Source organism: Leptolyngbya sp. DQ-M1 (assembly GCF_039962505.1).
GTDB lineage: Bacteria > Cyanobacteriota > Cyanobacteriia > Leptolyngbyales > Leptolyngbyaceae > Leptolyngbya.
Map to the genome: position 1 here is coordinate 345,851 of NZ_JAMPLJ010000002.1, position 15,866 is coordinate 361,716.

Annotated in this window: 15 protein-coding genes; 9 read left to right on the forward strand and 6 right to left on the reverse strand. The window is 49.1% G+C overall.

The annotated features are described in order from the left end of the window. Nucleotides 1-131 precede the first annotated feature (131 nt). Complete coding sequence (gene tmk / locus NC981_RS07560) at nucleotides 132-767, forward strand: dTMP kinase (protein ID WP_348242291.1); 636 nt, start codon at nucleotides 132-134, stop codon at nucleotides 765-767. Then, nucleotides 767-1,252, forward strand: coding sequence for a nucleoside deaminase (locus NC981_RS07565; protein ID WP_348242292.1), 486 nt, complete (start codon nucleotides 767-769; stop codon nucleotides 1,250-1,252). Before tmk ends, NC981_RS07565 begins: the two co-directional genes overlap by 1 nt. Nucleotides 1,253-1,262: 10 nt before the next feature. Here NC981_RS07565 and NC981_RS07570 read toward each other — a convergent pair whose 3' ends face one another. Together NC981_RS07570 and NC981_RS07575 are read right to left on the reverse strand one after the other, a co-directional pair. Continuing rightward, nucleotides 1,263-1,622: a cupin domain-containing protein gene (locus tag NC981_RS07570; protein ID WP_348242293.1), complete on the reverse strand. Its 360-nt coding sequence runs from the start codon at nucleotides 1,620-1,622 to the stop codon at nucleotides 1,263-1,265. A 3-nt stretch (nucleotides 1,623-1,625) separates the two neighbouring features. After that, a complete protein-coding gene (locus NC981_RS07575; protein ID WP_348242294.1) occupies nucleotides 1,626-1,898 on the reverse strand; it encodes a hypothetical protein in 273 nt (90 codons plus the stop codon). Nucleotides 1,899-2,026: 128 nt separating this feature from the next. Between NC981_RS07575 and NC981_RS07580 the strand changes: the two genes are divergently transcribed. The 6 genes from NC981_RS07580 (at nucleotide 2,027) to NC981_RS07605 (ending at nucleotide 9,428) form a co-directional block, all read left to right on the forward strand. Beyond that, nucleotides 2,027-3,499, forward strand: coding sequence for an HlyD family efflux transporter periplasmic adaptor subunit (locus NC981_RS07580; protein ID WP_190379839.1), 1,473 nt, complete (start codon nucleotides 2,027-2,029; stop codon nucleotides 3,497-3,499). A 245-nt stretch (nucleotides 3,500-3,744) separates the two neighbouring features. Continuing rightward, nucleotides 3,745-5,118: a 30S ribosomal protein S12 methylthiotransferase RimO gene (rimO, locus tag NC981_RS07585; RefSeq protein WP_348242295.1), complete on the forward strand. Its 1,374-nt coding sequence runs from the start codon at nucleotides 3,745-3,747 to the stop codon at nucleotides 5,116-5,118. 200 nt (nucleotides 5,119-5,318) lie between these two features. Continuing rightward, nucleotides 5,319-6,752 (forward strand): DEAD/DEAH box helicase, encoded by a 1,434-nt coding sequence (locus NC981_RS07590; protein WP_348242296.1) that lies wholly within the window; start codon nucleotides 5,319-5,321, stop codon nucleotides 6,750-6,752. Nucleotides 6,753-6,827: 75 nt separating this feature from the next. Beyond that, nucleotides 6,828-7,604 (forward strand): 3'-5' exonuclease, encoded by a 777-nt coding sequence (locus NC981_RS07595; RefSeq protein WP_348242297.1) that lies wholly within the window; start codon nucleotides 6,828-6,830, stop codon nucleotides 7,602-7,604. Further along, entirely contained in the window at nucleotides 7,574-7,711 is a 138-nt protein-coding gene (locus NC981_RS07600; RefSeq protein WP_348242298.1) for a hypothetical protein, read from the forward strand. The genes NC981_RS07595 and NC981_RS07600 overlap by 31 nt, the downstream gene beginning before the upstream one ends. Nucleotides 7,712-7,943: 232 nt before the next feature. Further along, entirely contained in the window at nucleotides 7,944-9,428 is a 1,485-nt protein-coding gene (locus NC981_RS07605; protein ID WP_348242299.1) for an N-acetylmuramoyl-L-alanine amidase, read from the forward strand. Nucleotides 9,429-9,513: 85 nt separating this feature from the next. Here NC981_RS07605 and gndA read toward each other — a convergent pair whose 3' ends face one another. The 4 genes from gndA to NC981_RS07625 all read right to left on the reverse strand — a co-directional run bounded on the left by gndA (nucleotide 9,514) and on the right by NC981_RS07625 (nucleotide 14,463). Then, nucleotides 9,514-11,031, reverse strand: a complete 1,518-nt coding sequence (gene gndA / locus NC981_RS07610; protein WP_348242300.1) for an NADP-dependent phosphogluconate dehydrogenase — start codon at nucleotides 11,029-11,031, stop codon at nucleotides 9,514-9,516. Between the two features lie 125 nt (nucleotides 11,032-11,156). Beyond that, the gene (locus NC981_RS07615; protein WP_348242301.1) at nucleotides 11,157-12,800 is read right to left on the reverse strand and encodes an ATP-dependent DNA helicase RecQ; all 1,644 of its coding nucleotides are present in this window, start codon (nucleotides 12,798-12,800) and stop codon (nucleotides 11,157-11,159) included. 130 nt (nucleotides 12,801-12,930) lie between these two features. Further along, entirely contained in the window at nucleotides 12,931-13,947 is a 1,017-nt protein-coding gene (locus NC981_RS07620) for an SDR family oxidoreductase (protein ID WP_348242302.1), read from the reverse strand. Between the two features lie 15 nt (nucleotides 13,948-13,962). Further along, nucleotides 13,963-14,463 carry a DUF6335 family protein gene (locus NC981_RS07625; protein ID WP_190379847.1) on the reverse strand — a complete coding sequence of 167 codons (501 nt, stop codon included), beginning with the start codon at nucleotides 14,461-14,463 and terminating at the stop codon, nucleotides 13,963-13,965. 243 nt (nucleotides 14,464-14,706) lie between these two features. Here NC981_RS07625 and NC981_RS07630 point away from each other — a divergent pair, with 243 nt between their 5' ends. Continuing rightward, complete coding sequence (locus tag NC981_RS07630) at nucleotides 14,707-15,804, forward strand: DJ-1/PfpI/YhbO family deglycase/protease (protein ID WP_348242303.1); 1,098 nt, start codon at nucleotides 14,707-14,709, stop codon at nucleotides 15,802-15,804. Nucleotides 15,805-15,866 lie beyond the last annotated feature (62 nt).

Sequence of the window (15,866 nt, forward strand, 5' to 3'; positions counted from 1 at the left end):
GCACTCTTGGTGACAAGTCGTTCTAGCCCCTTTATAGCGGATAACCTCAAAAGTGATCTATTCTGCGGAGATCGAATAGAAAGCATTTAATTTGAAATACGCTAGAGGATCGGAACTGACGTGAGTTTAAGATGAGTGGAAAATTGATTGTCTTTGAAGGAATAGAAGGCTGTGGCAAGACGACGCAGCTTGAACGATCGCGCCAATGGTTAACCCGCAGCATTCCAGTAGAGGTAATTTCAACCCGCGAACCTGGCGGAACTCGACTCGGTGGGGGCATTCGTCAGCTTTTACTGCACAATGACGAGGAATCAATTCACGATCGGGCTGAGTTGCTGCTGTATGCTGCCGATCGCGCTCAGCACGTCGAAACCTTTTTGCGTCCGCATTTAGAACGAGGCGCGATCATTTTGTGCGATCGCTACACTGATTCGACGATCGCTTATCAAGGTTACGGTCGCGGCTTGGATCGCACCTTGATCGACCAACTCAACCAAGTGGCAACCGGTGGATTACAAAGTGATCTAACCATTTGGCTCGATATTGATGTCGAAGTTGGATTCGAGCGGATGAAACAGCGAGGAAAGCGCGATCGTATCGAGCAAGCCAGTCTTGAGTTTCATCATCGCGTTCAACAGGGATTTGCAGCACTCGCGCAGGAGAATTCCGATCGTATCGTTCGCATTGATGGGAGCGGCAGCGAATTAACGGTGGCAGAACAAGTTAAAGCTGTACTGAGTCAGGCACTGAAGCGCTGGGGGATGTGATGGAAACACGCGATCCGACTGCTGAGGAAATACTGAAACATTTGCGGCGAGCAAATCAGATTGCCGTGCGATCGCGCTCCTTTGGTCATCATCCGTTCGGTGCGATTCTGGTTGCCCCGGATCACGAAGCCATTTTGTTCGAGCAAGGCAACGTCAATTCAGTTAATCACGCTGAATCGGTGCTTATCCGAACGGCGTATCAAAATTTGAGTCCGGAGTATTTGTGGGATTGCACCCTTTACACAACGGTTGAACCCTGCGCCATGTGCGCTGGAACGCTGTATTGGGGAAATATTGGGCGGTTAGTGTATGGAATTGCGGAGACTCGGTTATTAGAGTTGACAGGCAATCATTCGGAGAATCCAACGCTAAATTTACCTTGCCGATCGATCTTTCAACAGGGTCAAAAACCCATTCGAGTTTGGGGCGAAATTCCAGAGGTTGCAGAGGAAATTCTGGAAGTCCATCGCGATTTTTGGACTTAATACTTTGGACTTAATACACCGTTTCGTCTTCTTTGCGCCAAGCCGGATCAACGATGCAAATAAAAACGATCGCCTCATGCCCCACATTCCGAATGAACTGCCGCGCATTCGGTGGAATGTATACAGCATCGCCCGCTCGAACTACCTGCACCTCATCATCGATATGCATCTCACCCACGCCACTGAGAATGTAATACACCTCAGAAGTCTTGAGAGAATGCGGGATGGATACCTGACCCACCGGCACGATCGCATGAGCTAAACTGTAGCGCAGCTCAATCTCTTGCTTTTCTGGATGCAGCAATTCCCGCAGCAGCGTACCGTCTCCTGCGACAAACTCAGGACAATCCGCTAATTTCCTCACCAACATTAGTTAACGCTCGTAATAATCGGGGCAGGCGATCGCATCTTCGGAAAGCGCGGTCATCGGATGCACTGGACACTTGAGATTATAGTCTCCGGTGAAAAATTGGCAGTCCGCGCAGGGAATTTGGTGCATCTGCTTGGCTTGCTTCACCGTGTCTCGTGTGATCTCAAACGTCCGCCAAGCCATGCTCAAAACCAGCGCCCAAGCCGCAATAAAACAAGTCGGAACCAAGAAGGGTTGAAACCAATGAATCAGGCTCACTAAAACTTTAAAGAACATCTCACGAAATCAACCAGATTGTTATGGGCAATTTAGGTTAAATAATAGTAGACCCCTTGGCATCTGACCCCGGACTTACTTAAGGGTGATTTACCAAACTTGCGATTGCCCACTTAATCAACACCATCATGAGAGTTTCTCTGGCTGCTAGCCCCGCCCAATCCCAACAAACCCGCCATCAGCTTGCCAACCCTGAAGACTCCCTATCCTACGAGTTAGGCAAAGCGGTACAGGAGTTGCCGCCAGTCTATACCCGAGTCTTAGCAGGCAGCATCAGCGTTTTAGTGCTGGGAACGATCAACTGGGCGCACTTTAGCGAAGTCGAAGAAGTTGCCAACGCCACCGGGAAAATTGTTCCTTCGACCGAAGTTCGACCGTTTCGCGCTCCCAGCGTCGGCACGATCACAAGAATCAACGTCAAGCCAGGAATGACCGTTGAAAAAGGACAAACCCTGATGGAAATCGACCCAGGGGCAACCGAAACGAATGTCGATAGCTTGAAGCAGGACGCGAAAAAAATTCAGGAAGATATTCAGCGACTCGAAGCGGAGAGCCAAGGACAAGGCGCAACGGGAAATGCGCTACAAGATCAACTGACTGCCTCACGCCAGCGAGAATTTATCGATAAGCAAAATGCTGCAATTGCTGAAGCCAATCGTCAAAACGCCACGATCGGTGAAGCCCAAGCCCGCCTGGAGCGCTTCCAGGAAAACTTGGTCAATGCCCGCGCAACTTTGACAAACGCGACGGCAAGTAAAGCAGATGCTCGTAAAAACCTAGAAATTGCCCAAGAGCGACAAAGACGACTCAAAACGCTAGAAGATAGCGGAGCCGTTCCGCACTTAGAATTACTGAACGCAGCAGCACAGGTGACACAAGCTAGCCAACAACTGACAAGCGCCATCAACCAAATTAACGAAGCGGAAGGTCAAATCACTTCCCTTGAAAGAGAAATTGAAGCGCAACAACAGCGGATTAATCAGGCTCGACAGGCTTTTGAATCAGCACGCAGCACCGCACAAGGACTCACCCCTCAGCGTCAATCAGAGATTTTGACGCAGTTAAAACAACGCCGGGAAGAGTTGACCAAAAAACAAGGCGAAATTGCAGTTGCAACTCAGCAACGTAAAGACCGCGAATCGATCACGGCTCCTTTTGCGGGAATAATCTATAACCTCAAAGCTACAGAAGGATTGGTACAGCAGGGTGAAGAGCTCCTCTCGCTGCTGCCAAAAGACCGCGACTTGGTACTAGAAGTGAAAGTCTCTAACCAAGATATTGGCTTTGTGCGTCCGGGAATGAAAGCAAAAGTGAAGCTGGCAACCTTCCCGTATCAAGAATTCGGCGTGATCGAGGGAGAACTGATTTCGATTAGCCCAGACGCAGTGGTCGAAAGAGATGAAAACGGGCGCGAATTAGGACCTGTTTTTCCAGCAAAGGTGAGACTCGATCGTAATGCAATTCCCGTTCGGGGTCGCAATGTCGAACTTTCTCCAGGGATGGCAGGAACAGCAGATATTGTGACGCGCAAGCGATCGATTCTCTCTTTCTTGGTTGAGCCGATTACACGACGATTTAGCGAAGCCTTCTCGGTTCGATAGAGCGGAAAAAGATTGGGTGTTTTCGGACGCTCAATCTTTGCTGAAAAAATCTGATTTACACAACGTAATATTTCAGATATGCGCTATGATAGACCATAGTGTAGCGAAACGATTGCGTCTGACCACACCGCATCTTCGAGTGGTGAGTAAAGTGAGGAAACTCCGGGAGCGATCGAGCTAATTCTTTAGGCTTCGCTGCGATCGAAGATTTCTGTTTCACTTTCCTTACTTATCCGAAGTTCTACATGGGCAACAAGCCAACGATCGCCTTCTCTCATTTGGGCTGCGAAAAAAATCGAATCGATACAGAGCACATGCTCGGTCTTTTAGTCGAAGCAGGCTATCAGGTCGATGCAGACGAAGAGCTTGCCGATTACGTCATTGTCAATACCTGTAGTTTTATCCAAGCTGCCCGTGAAGAATCGGTGCGAACCTTGGTGGAGTTAGCCGAGTCTGACAAAAAGATTGTGATTACAGGCTGCATGGCGCAGCACTTTCAAGAACAATTACTCGACGAATTACCGGAAGCAGTGGCGCTTGTGGGCACAGGCGACTATCATAAGATAGTAGATGTGATTAAGCGCGCAGAATCTGGAGAGCGCGTCAAAGAGGTTTCCGAAGAACCGACTTATATCGCCGACGAAACCACTCCCCGATACCGCACGACGACCGAGGGTGTCGCGTATCTGCGGATTTCAGAAGGCTGCGATTATCGATGCGCCTTTTGTATTATTCCGCACTTGCGAGGAAACCAGCGATCGCGCACAATTGAGTCGATCGTCCAAGAAGCGGAACACTTGGCTTCAGAAGGCGTGAAAGAGATTATCTTAATCTCGCAAATTACCACGAACTACGGATTAGATCTTTACGGAGAACCTAAGCTTGCCGAACTGCTTCGCGCTTTGGGCAAAGTTGATGTTCCCTGGATTCGGATGCACTACGCTTATCCGACCGGACTCACCCCTAAAGTAATCGAAGCCATTCGAGAAACGCCCAACGTTCTACCCTACCTAGATTTACCGCTCCAGCATTCCCACCCGGAAGTGCTACGATCGATGAATCGCCCCTGGCAAGGTCGGGTGAACGACAGCATTATCGAACGGCTGAAAGCAGAAATTCCCAATGCAGTGTTAAGAACGACGCTGATTGTGGGCTTTCCCGGCGAAACAGACGAGCATTTTGAGCATCTCAAGCAGTTTATTGGGCGACACGAGTTCGATCACATTGGTGTGTTTACGTTCTCGGCTGAAGAAGGAACATCTGCCTACAGCTTGCCGAATCAACTGCCTCAATCGGTCATGGATGCGCGTCGAGATGCCTTGATGCAGCTTCAGCAACCGATTTCCCTCAAAAAGAATCGTGCTCAGATCGGCAAAGTTGTGGACGTGCTGATCGAGCAAGAGAACCCCCAAACCGGAGAGCGCATCGGACGATCGGCGCGATTTTCCCCGGATGTGGACGGACTTGTATACATCGAAGGCGATGCTCCACTCGGCACGATCGTGCCTGTGTTGATTGTCGATGCGGATGTGTACGACCTATACGGACGAGTTGCGAATGCTGCGGATTTGATCCAGCACTCCGCGATCGCCGTTCCTGCTAGTGCTGTGTTGAAATGACGATGTACCCCGTTTGCTCTGAATGTTAGACCCTCACCGCTTCTAATTTCTTACCCCTTTCCCGCGCCTTTAGTGGCAATGCTGTAGGAGCAAATTGCTTCTATGTCCGATTCAGACGGTTTGGCTGTGATTGCAAAGACCGTCCCTGAGTTCGAGATTGTCGCTCCGGCGCAAGACCCTTACTTTTACTAGGAGACTCAATGACCCTTTCTTTTCATAGCCTTGGACTGTCTGAAGACCGGATTCGCCATTTAGAAGACCTTGGATTTACAGCTCCGACTGCAATTCAGGCGCAAGCGATTCCGCATCTACTGGCGGGGCGGGATGTTGTCGGTCAAGCCCAAACCGGAACTGGAAAAACGGCCGCATTTGGTCTACCGATCCTGGAGCGCATCGATCCCAAATCTCCGAATGTCCAAGCGCTAATTCTGACCCCGACTCGCGAACTGGCAATGCAAGTTTGCCAAGCGATTCGATCGTTTACCGACGATCGTCGAGTCAAAGTCGTGACAATCTACGGCGGACAATCGATTGATTTGCAAGTTGATCGCTTACGTCGTGGCGCTCAAATCGTCGTGGGAACCCCAGGACGAGTGATCGATCTCCTCGGTCGCGGCGACCTCAGACTCAACGATCTCAATTGGCTTGTCTTAGATGAAGCCGATGAGATGTTGAATATGGGCTTTATTCAAGATGTTGAGAAGATTCTGAACCAAGCCCCCGCTGAACGTCAGACCACGTTCTTCTCAGCCACGATGGAGCCTTCGGTTCGCAAGCTGGTGACGAAATTCTTGCGATCGCCGATTACCGTGACGATCGAACAACCGAAGGCGGCACCCTCGCGAATCAATCAAGTGGCTTACACGATTCCACGGGGTTGGACAAAAGCTAGAGCCATTCTGCCGATTCTGGAACTTGAAGATCCAGAAGCAGCAATTATCTTTGTGCGGACTCGTCGCGCTGCGGCAGAACTCACCAGTCAACTGCAAGCGGCAGGACACAGCGTGGATGAATACCACGGCGACCTGAGTCAAAGTCAGCGAGAGCGCTTGTTGCTGCGGTTCCGTCAGCAGCAGATCAAGTGGGTTGTGGCAACTGATATCGCCGCACGTGGAATTCACGTCGATGACTTGACTCATGTGATCAACTACGACTTGCCAGATAGCGTTGAAAGCTATGTTCACCGGATTGGTCGGACGGGTCGTGCGGGTAAAGAAGGGACTGCGATTTCACTCGTGCATCCGCTCGATCGCCGCAAGCTGCGCGACATTGAAAACCATGTGCGTCAGCGCTTAGAAATCAAAGCGATTCCGACTCGTGCGGAGATCGAAGCTCGCTACTTGGATAAATTACAGTCTCAAGTACGTGAAGCCCTAGCAGGTGAGCGTGTGGCATCGTTCTTGCCGATCGTCTCTCAGTTAGCTGAAGATTACGAACCGCATACGATTGCGGCTGCCGCGCTGCAAATGATCTACGATCGCACTCGTCCAGCTTGGATTACGATGGGCACTGATCCAACTCCTGAAGAGTCGTCTGGTGGACGGATGAACGGGGGAGCTAAATCTAAGCCTGTGAAGCGATCGAGACCTTCGGGATCGTCGGGTCATCGTCGTCAGCCTGCTCAGTCTAAGTAACGCTTCGCTCCTTTGTATGATTAGAACTCCGACTTCTTTAAGAGGTCGGAGTTTTCCAGCTTTCGGACTCACACTATGCCAACTCTTTCAACAGATCTGCTTGCGTTTTATCGAGATATCTGTTCGCGTCCGCTGACGGTGGTTGATCTAGAGACTTCTGGACACAAACCGCCGCGGAGTCGAGCGATCGAAGTCTCTGTTTTGAACGCGAGCTTGAAAGATGGCATTCTCAATCAAGAAACCTATCTAATTAACCCTAATGTGGTAATTTCTCCGATTATTACCAACATTACGGGAATCTCTCAGGAGATGCTAGAAGATGCGCCTGCCCCCGAAGAGGTCTGGCTGAAGTGTTTACCTTTGCTAGAGCAGGGAACACTGACGGCGCATAATATTGGCTTTGACTATCCGTTTATTCGATCAGAGTATGCGCGATTGGGCATTTCGTTTTATCGATCGAAGTCAGAGCAGCTTTGTACAGTGAAGCTGGCGCGATTGATGCTGTCTGAGTTGCCATCGCGCAGCTTACCGAATTTAGTCAAACACTTTGAATTTCCGGTGGGAGAGTCGCATCGTGCTGAAGCCGATACGATGGCATGCTGGCTTTTAGCAGAAATGTTGCTGAAGCAGATTGCTAATGAAGACGATGAAACGGTTTTAACTAGAATCGGGCAGCAGCTTTTGTCGCTGGGCGATGCTGCAAAAATTATAGGGGGTTCCCACAAAACGGTGCGGACTCGGATGGATGTCGCAGGGATTGAACCTTATGTTTCTCGGACGGGTGCTCATCTGTATCGTCGTATTGATGTTGAGCGAATGTATTGGCAAAAGCATCAGCTTTCGCTCACTTAGTCGGTGAACTGAGTGCGATCGTAATGGCTTGTATTGGTGCAGGGCTGATGTGTAGCAAGTATTTAGAGATTTGGGATAAGGCACTATTTCCGCCTGAAAGCGTCTGAGCAATTGATCGGATTCCGTTGATCGATGGAGATTTCGCTGCGGTTTAGTTGGAGCGTGCCGCCTAAACTTTTCACTTATAGGACGCTTCGATCCGGTATCGTTCAAGGTTCCTCAGTATGAGGAATTTAGAAATTAGGGCTTCTTAAATCGCGTCGAAGCACTCTATCGTACTGACGCTGGGATTTTGCGTATCTACCGAGGTCAACATGATTCAGCTTAGCAACACTACACATGATATTCGAGTCGAATTGCTGCCCGGATTGCACGAATGTAGAGATTAAGTCCTGTAAACCATTCATCGTCTCAGAGCGAAAACGACCTGACGATCGTGCGGTTGCGCCAGAGCGGATGTCCCTGCCCGACTCAACTGGTGGTATTTCTAACAGACGCGATCGCCTCGAAACGATTCGACCTACAACTCAACCGACCAAGCGAGTATTTCTTGTTGTTAACTTAGCTGGATCGCCGCAATCCTCGATCGCAGCCAGCCTAACCCGTCTCCGGAGCCAAACGGCAGCGGCGCTAAGAACGCAAGGTTTTACGGTTGTAGAGGTTCCGATAGGGCTTCCACCAGAAACCGCGATCGCTTGGATCAATCGACGTGCGGCTCCTGGAGATACAGCTTTATCGATCCAAACTGACGCATTTTCTAATCCTGATGCGCGAGGCATTGCAGCGTTCTACCGGGCAGGAAGTTTGGAGCGCCGTCAACAGGCGGAGCAACTGATTGATCAAATTTTAATGAACGTGCCGAACTGGATCGATCGCGGAGTCAAACCTGATACTGAAACCGCATTTGGTAGCCTTCCGTTTGTGCGCCAAATGAAGATTCCGGCGATCGCGCTCAGCGTCGGGTTTGCCACGAGTCCGCAGGATCGAGCGATCGTTCGGTCTCGCTCCTTGGCGATCGCTCAAGGCATTGCGACTGGATTAGTGCGTTGGAACCAAACTCCAAAGCCGATCAATCTCAGCATCAATGGCAAGGTGTTCGATCGCAAAGGGGCGATTATTGAAGGCAGTGCTTATCTTCCGATCGAGGTGTTAAATCAGCTCAAGATTGATGCCCAACGCTCTAAAACGGCGCGGCTGATCACAAGCAACAATAGCACTTATATTCGAGCGAGTGATTTACGAGCCTTGGGCGTTTTAGTGGGCTGGAGTTCTAGCCGTCGAACGGTTGTTTTACGAACAACGCCGCTTTTGACCTCAAATAAACTAAGCCGCATTATGGGACGCGGTTATTTGTCAAAAAATACCTTAAAAGCATTTCTTCAGCAGAACAATCCCCAAGCATTTAGAGCCTTTCCCGAAATTGCCGATGTGTATATCGAAGAAGCGACGATCGAAGGCGTGAATCCGGATATCGCATTTACGCAGGCTTTAATCGAAACTAATTTTTTTCGCTTTGGAGGTGTGTTTCAGCCGAGCCGGAACAACTTTGCTGCCCTCAAGGATGTGGGGAGTGCTTCAGACGGCGCGGTTTTTCCCAACACTAGAACCGGAGTACGTGCCCATATTCAGCTATTGAAAACTTACGCCAGCTTAGAGCCACTGAATCAAGCGATCGTCACGCCGCGATTTCGGTTTATCGAACGCGGAATCGCACCTCAAATCGAGCAGTTAGGACAGTATTACTCGGATGATCCTTTTTATGCAGAGAAGATTCTAGGATTGCTGAGGCAGCTTTATGAATATCAACTAACTCGAACCGTGTGAATTGATCGAAAAGGTCGATCAAGAAAATTCCCCGATCGACCTTTTTATGTAAACGTTCCCAAGCTAGTGGCTTAAGTGTAGCTGACTAACGATTCGTCTGCACTTCTTTTATCTCAACATCTTCTGCATGAGGACGCGGTTGGTCTGCCACAAGCTTCTGCGGAGTCGAGAAGCTGGAGGCAGATTCTTGCGCCAAAGTCGTCCATTCCGTGTGGAATACGCCTTCTTTGTCGGTGCGGAGATAGGTGTGTGCGCCAAAATAATCGCGCTGCGCTTGGGTTAAGTTTTGTGGCAAGCGATCGCGGCGGTAGCTGTCGAAGTAGTCGAGCGATGCGCTGAATGCAGGAACCGCAATTCCGTGACGAGCAGCAGCCATGATCACTTCACGCCATGCCCCTTGACGATCGAGAATCGTCTGCTTGAACTCAGGAGCCAGGAGCAAGTTCGGTAGCGTTGGATTATCGATAAACGCGCTTTGAATTTTGCCCAAGAAATCTGCGCGGATAATGCAGCCGCCTTTCCAAATTCGCGCACATTCTGCCAAGTTCAACTCATAACCGTAGTTTTGAGATGCCACATTCAGCAGCGCCATCCCTTGAGCATAGGAGCAGATCTTCGAGCAGTAGAGCGCATCGCGAACCGCGTTGATGAAAAGCTTGCGATCGCCCTCAAACTTCGGACTCTGGTAGCTCAATTGCTGGGAGGCTTCGATCCGCTCGGATTTGTACGAAGACATAATTCGAGCATTCACCGCAGCGATGATGGTGGGGATCGCAACGCCTTGTTCCAGTGCATCGGTCACTGTCCAGCGTCCGGTTCCTTTTTGCCCCGCAGCATCGAGAATGAACTCGACAAGCGGCTTTTGCGTATCGGGATCAAGAATCTTGAAGATATCTGCGGTAATTTCGACTAGATAAGAGTTCAGTTCTGGAGTCGTGTTCCATTCGCTGAAGACTTCATGCAGTTCGTTGTGATTGAGTCCACCGACATTCTTTAACAAATCATAGGCTTCTGCGATTAACTGCATATCGCCGTATTCGATGCCGTTGTGAACCATTTTGACGTAGTGACCTGCGCCACCCGGGCCAATATAGGTTACACAAGCCCCATCATCGACTTGCGCCGCGATCTTTGTGAAAATCGGCTCTAAAAATTCGTAAGCGGACTTAGTTCCACCGGGCATCAAGCTTGGACCATTCAGCGCACCTTCTTCACCGCCGCTCACCCCCATTCCAATAAAGGTAAATTTTGCGGCTTCAAGCTCACGCGCTCGGCGGGCGGTGTCGCTGAATAGCGAGTTACCGCCATCGATTAGGATGTCGCCTTCATCGAGGAGCGGTTTGAGTTGTTCGATCATGGCATCCACAGGCACACCTGCTTTCACCATGATCAGGATTTTGCGGGGACGTTCGAGTGAGGCAACGAATTCTTCGATCGTATACGCTGCCTTGACATTCTTTCCGCCTGCTCGATGCTCCATGAAAGCATCGGTCTTCTCGCGGCTTCGGTTGTAGACAGCGACGGGAAAGCCATTGCGCTCGACGTTTAACGCAAGGTTCTCGCCCATTACGGCGAGACCAATTACACCAAAACTTTGTGCCATATAAATTCTCTGCTAACTCTGTAACGGCAAGGAAGCGATCGTTTCTTCAAGGTAGCTCGATCGTCTCAAGGTAACGTGGAAGATTACATTAAGACTCTGGCTATAGAGGGAAGGTGAGAAATCGTTTAAGTATTGAGGCGCTGGAGTAAACCTCGCAGGAGTGCGGCTTCTAGGCTGATGGTTTTGTAGCCAACTTCGTCAAACAGAATCACGATTTTGTCACCTTCGTAGCGCATCACCGTGCCTTCACCCCAGGATTTATGCAGGATTCGGCTGTTGAGGGGGTAGGGTTTGCGGGAATCGTTTTGTTGAGCCGCAATTCCGGCACAGCAGTTGTCACAATTTCCACACAATTCTTCACGGGGATCACCGAAATAGTTCAGGAGAAACTTGCGGCGGCAGTCTTGCACTTCAGCATAACTCCGCATCATTTCGAGGCGCGATCGCTCGACTTTAATCTTACGCTCTTGTGCTTGTAACACTTCTTGCGCGACTTGTGTTAAGTCTGTTGCGTTCTCGCTGATGTTCACTTCTCCGGTTGGAAGCGTTTCAATCACACCTAAAAATTCTAGATGGCTTAAGGTTATCTTTAACTTTGTCTGAGATAGGTTGATTAGGGGTTTTAAGGCTTTTGGATGAATGGGTTCTGATTGTTGTCGAACGATGTTAGCAAGCTCAATAATCTGATCGATATCAAGCTTTCCACCTCCTGAAAAGAACTTGCGTAAGTTCAAATCATGAGGCGTATAAAACAAAATAATGTTTGCGGGATCACCAGCTCGTCCGGCGCGTCCGATTTCTTGGTAGTAACTATCGATCGAATCACTAATGTTATAGTGCAGCACAAATCGAACATTCGATTTATCTACACCCATGCCGAATGCAGTGGTTGCCACAATTACTTCTGCTTCGTCGGACATAAACGCATTTTGAGCTTGTTCGCGCTCTTTGGTTTTGAGTCCGGCATGGTAAGCGATCGCTCGAACTCCCACTTGATTCAGTGCATCCGTTAATGACTCAGTTGCTTTGCGAGTCGCAACGTAAACAATCCCCGGCTTTGTTAATTGTTGAATGCGTTTGACAAAGATTTCTTGCTTTTCGTCTTCATCATCATAGTTCTCAACGGCTAAGCGCAGATTCGGACGATCGAAGCCTCGAACAATAATTCTCGGATTGTTCATGCCTAAACGTTGAATAATTTCTTCACGCACAGGCGGTGATGCAGTTGCGGTTAAAGCTAATGTTGTGGGATGTCCTAATGTTTCGATCACCGTTCCTAATCGAAGATAATCCGGACGGAAACTATGTCCCCACTCACTAATACAGTGGGCCTCATCAATCACAAACAGCGAAGGTGGAGCCGCTTGTAGATGTTCGATCGTGTCTATATTGTTGAATTGTTCGGGTGCAAGAAACAGGAATTCAAGCTTGCCATTGTGCCAGCGATCAAAGATTTCAGCCCGCTCTGATGCTGTGATCGTTGAATTGATCACTGCTGCATTCCCAACATCAATATCTTCTTTGTCGATCGACTCCACTTGGTCTTTTTGTAGCGCTAACAGTGGAGAAACAACAATGGTTGATCCAGGAATCCTTGTGGCGGCAAGCTGATAGATTGCTGATTTACCTGATCCGGTTGGCATCACAGCTAGAGTATCGCAATGTTCTAGGACGGATGCGATCGCAGCTTCTTGTCCGGGTCTGAGGTCATCGTAGCCGAGATGAGTTTGAGCGAGTTTTTGGATTGAGACAGAGCGTTTTCTTGCCATTGGTGTGATAGTTAGAAAAGAAAATGCAGGACAAGTTAGACTTGTCCCACATTCGAGAGGTTGAACAGCATGAGAACTTGAACGCTTAACTCTTGAACATCTAACTCTTGAACATCTAACTCTTGAACATTTAACTATGGTCGTTGAATCCGCCGAAGAATGCTAATCCGCCGAGAACAGCTGCCGCAAGTACGCCGAGCGAGAACAATGGAGTTTTATCAATGTGGTCGAGGAAGCTGGGAATTTCAAGATTGCTGTAGTCGCCATTGACGCGATCGTATCCCGGTTCTTGAATTGCTTCGTACAGATTGTTCGGATCGTCCTCGCCCTTTTCTTCTTTGGTGCGTTGTGAAACGAATCCGATCGCTAACAATGCAGTATCGACCAAACCTGGAGAAATCCGTTGAACAACATCTAACACCTTGCCAACATCACTCACAATGTAATCGCGAACGGGATGTTCAGCAGCATATAGAATTGCATCTGTCACTAAGCTGGCATTGTAGAAAGGGGGTGTTGCCATTGGTTTAACACCAAGTTTTGTCTTGCCTTTAGTGTAGAACGGAGTATTGATTACTCCGGGCATAATGTTGGCAACATTAATCGGATAGCCTTGATGCTTTAGCTCTAATCGGAGTGAATCAATCATTCCCATGGTTCCGTGCTTTGAAGCAGAATATGGGCTTTGATAAGGCAGCGATCGACGTGCTTCAACCGAAGTAATATGAATCAGCGATCCACGTCCTTCTTTTTTCAAGTGCGGCAACGCGACCATTGCTCCATACACTTGACCCATCATGTTGACATCAATCACCCGCTTAAACTCTTCGGGTGTGATGCGATCGAAGGTCGAAAACAATCCGGTTGCGGCAGTATGAACCCAAGTATCAAGCCGACCAAAGCGATCGACTGCTTTATCTGCGATCGCTTTGACTTGCTCGTAATCTGCCACATCCGCGATCACCGCGATCGCTTCACCGCCGCGCTGATGAATCTCTTCGACCAAGCTTGCTAAGCCCTGTTGACTCCGTGCAGCCACAATGACCTTAGCACCCCGTTCTGCAAACTTCAGAGCCGCGTCGCGACCAATACCACTAGAAGCTCCAACGACTGCTACAACTTGTTGATTAATCGGTTTTAAGTTCATTGTTTTTTAAAAGAATTAAATTTCATCGTTTCTACGGTCTTCGTAGTCTTCGGAAGAAGAAGGCTCAAGCTCCCATCTGCGGTCATCGCGCCCTTCTAAAATCTCATTGGTGTGCAGATAGTTGTAGTCACTCATCTCCAAACCGACTGCACGTCCTATCTCGTCCACAATGTCCATATCAGGGGTCGATACTGTTCCGCCAACAGATTCGTCTCCAACCGCGTTGGCTTGCTCATAGTTCGCATCAATATCGCCACCCGTTAACACCGCAGAGGCTTCATTCAGCTCACTTTCGCGATCGCGCATTGTTCGACCGCCAATCGTGTAACCTGGCATTTCTACAACACCCGTACCATAAGACTCGGTGTATTCTTGGGGAACATCGCCAAAGTCTTGCTCTTCTTCGAGGTCATCCTCCTCGTCGTAGACATCGCCGCCTAGATTGTGTAACGCTGCCTCTAGATCGGCATCATCAGAGATGTCTTGATATCCTGGATTGCTTTTGTTGTAAGTCATCGTGTTCTCCCGCTCGTAAGGCATCGCACAATTGTTAAGTTAACGAATTGCAATCTGAGCAGTCTCCCCATATAGAAAGTTCCTTGATCCACCTCAGGAGGGACTTTTGCCTCTGTCATTTGAATGAGGAGCGATCGAGAATTTTTCTTTAGCTTGTAGAAAGCCTGTTTAAGCCGAGAATTGCGAATTTTTGGGACACAGAAGTTTAGGTAAAGGCAAGTCTAGACACAAGGAGAAGCGGCAATGGTGATGGACACGCAGCCAAAGCGGGTTGCAATTCTAATCGAGCAAGGGGTTGAAGATGCCGAATTTCAGCTTCCCTACAATGCGCTGAAAAAAGCAGGAGCCGAAGTGGTGGTACTCGGTTCGCGGGTGAATGAAGAATACAAAGGCAAGCAAGGCAAGCTCAACATCAAAGCCGATGCGACGACTACGGAGTCGATCGCAACTGACTTTGATGCCGTCATCATTCCTGGTGGTCATGCACCCGACAAGATGCGGACGAATCTAAAAACAGTTCAGTTTGTCGAAGATGCACTTGAGAATGGTGTGTTAGTTGCCTCGGTCTGTCATGGTCCTCAAGTTCTGATTGAGGGCGATATGTTAGATGGCGTTCGGGCAACTGGATTCCGTGCAATCCGCAAAGATATGCAAAATGCGGGTGCTGAGTTTGTTGATGAACCCTTGGTGATTGATGACAATCTCATTACCTCTCGTCGTCCGGGTGATCTACCAATTTTTGTGACTGCAATTCTTCAGCAGTTAAATCTCAACATTCCCGATACAACATTGCCTCCGGTTAGCGATATGGATGCGGGCTGGTGGAAGCTCGGCGAAGAATGGGGCGGTTCTAGCAGAAGCGAGATTGTGCAGGCTCTGAATACTGCCATTCAAGGAGAGCGCTACAGCTTGGAAACATTCCAGCACTATTCGGATAATGCCACCGATGATGCCATGAAGGAACTGTTTCAAGAGATTTTGCAGCACAAACAGCAACACATCCAACAGTTAGAAGCAAGATTAGGGCTGTTTAACGAAACTCCTTCGCTTCCTGCTGCAGTCAGCAATCTGTATGCCAGCGTCAAATCATTCTTCCAAAATGATCAGACCGATGTTGAAATCTTGCGGCGTGCATTAGGTGATTTACAAACGGGTGTGGTTGATACTTACAATCTCCGCAATAAGCTAACTGATCCAGCAACGGTTGAGATTTTCGATCGAATGGAAGTGACTTTGGCAAGAGATGAGCAGCGAATTGCGAATCTCTACAAAGACCGACTGGGCGATCGCACTCCTGGATCTCCTAAGCCTTCTAGCCGCCCTGCTACAACAGGCGCATAGTTCTACCGAAGTCGAAGGTTTCACTACTTTCGACTTCACTGTTTCAATCTACGTGAGTCTTT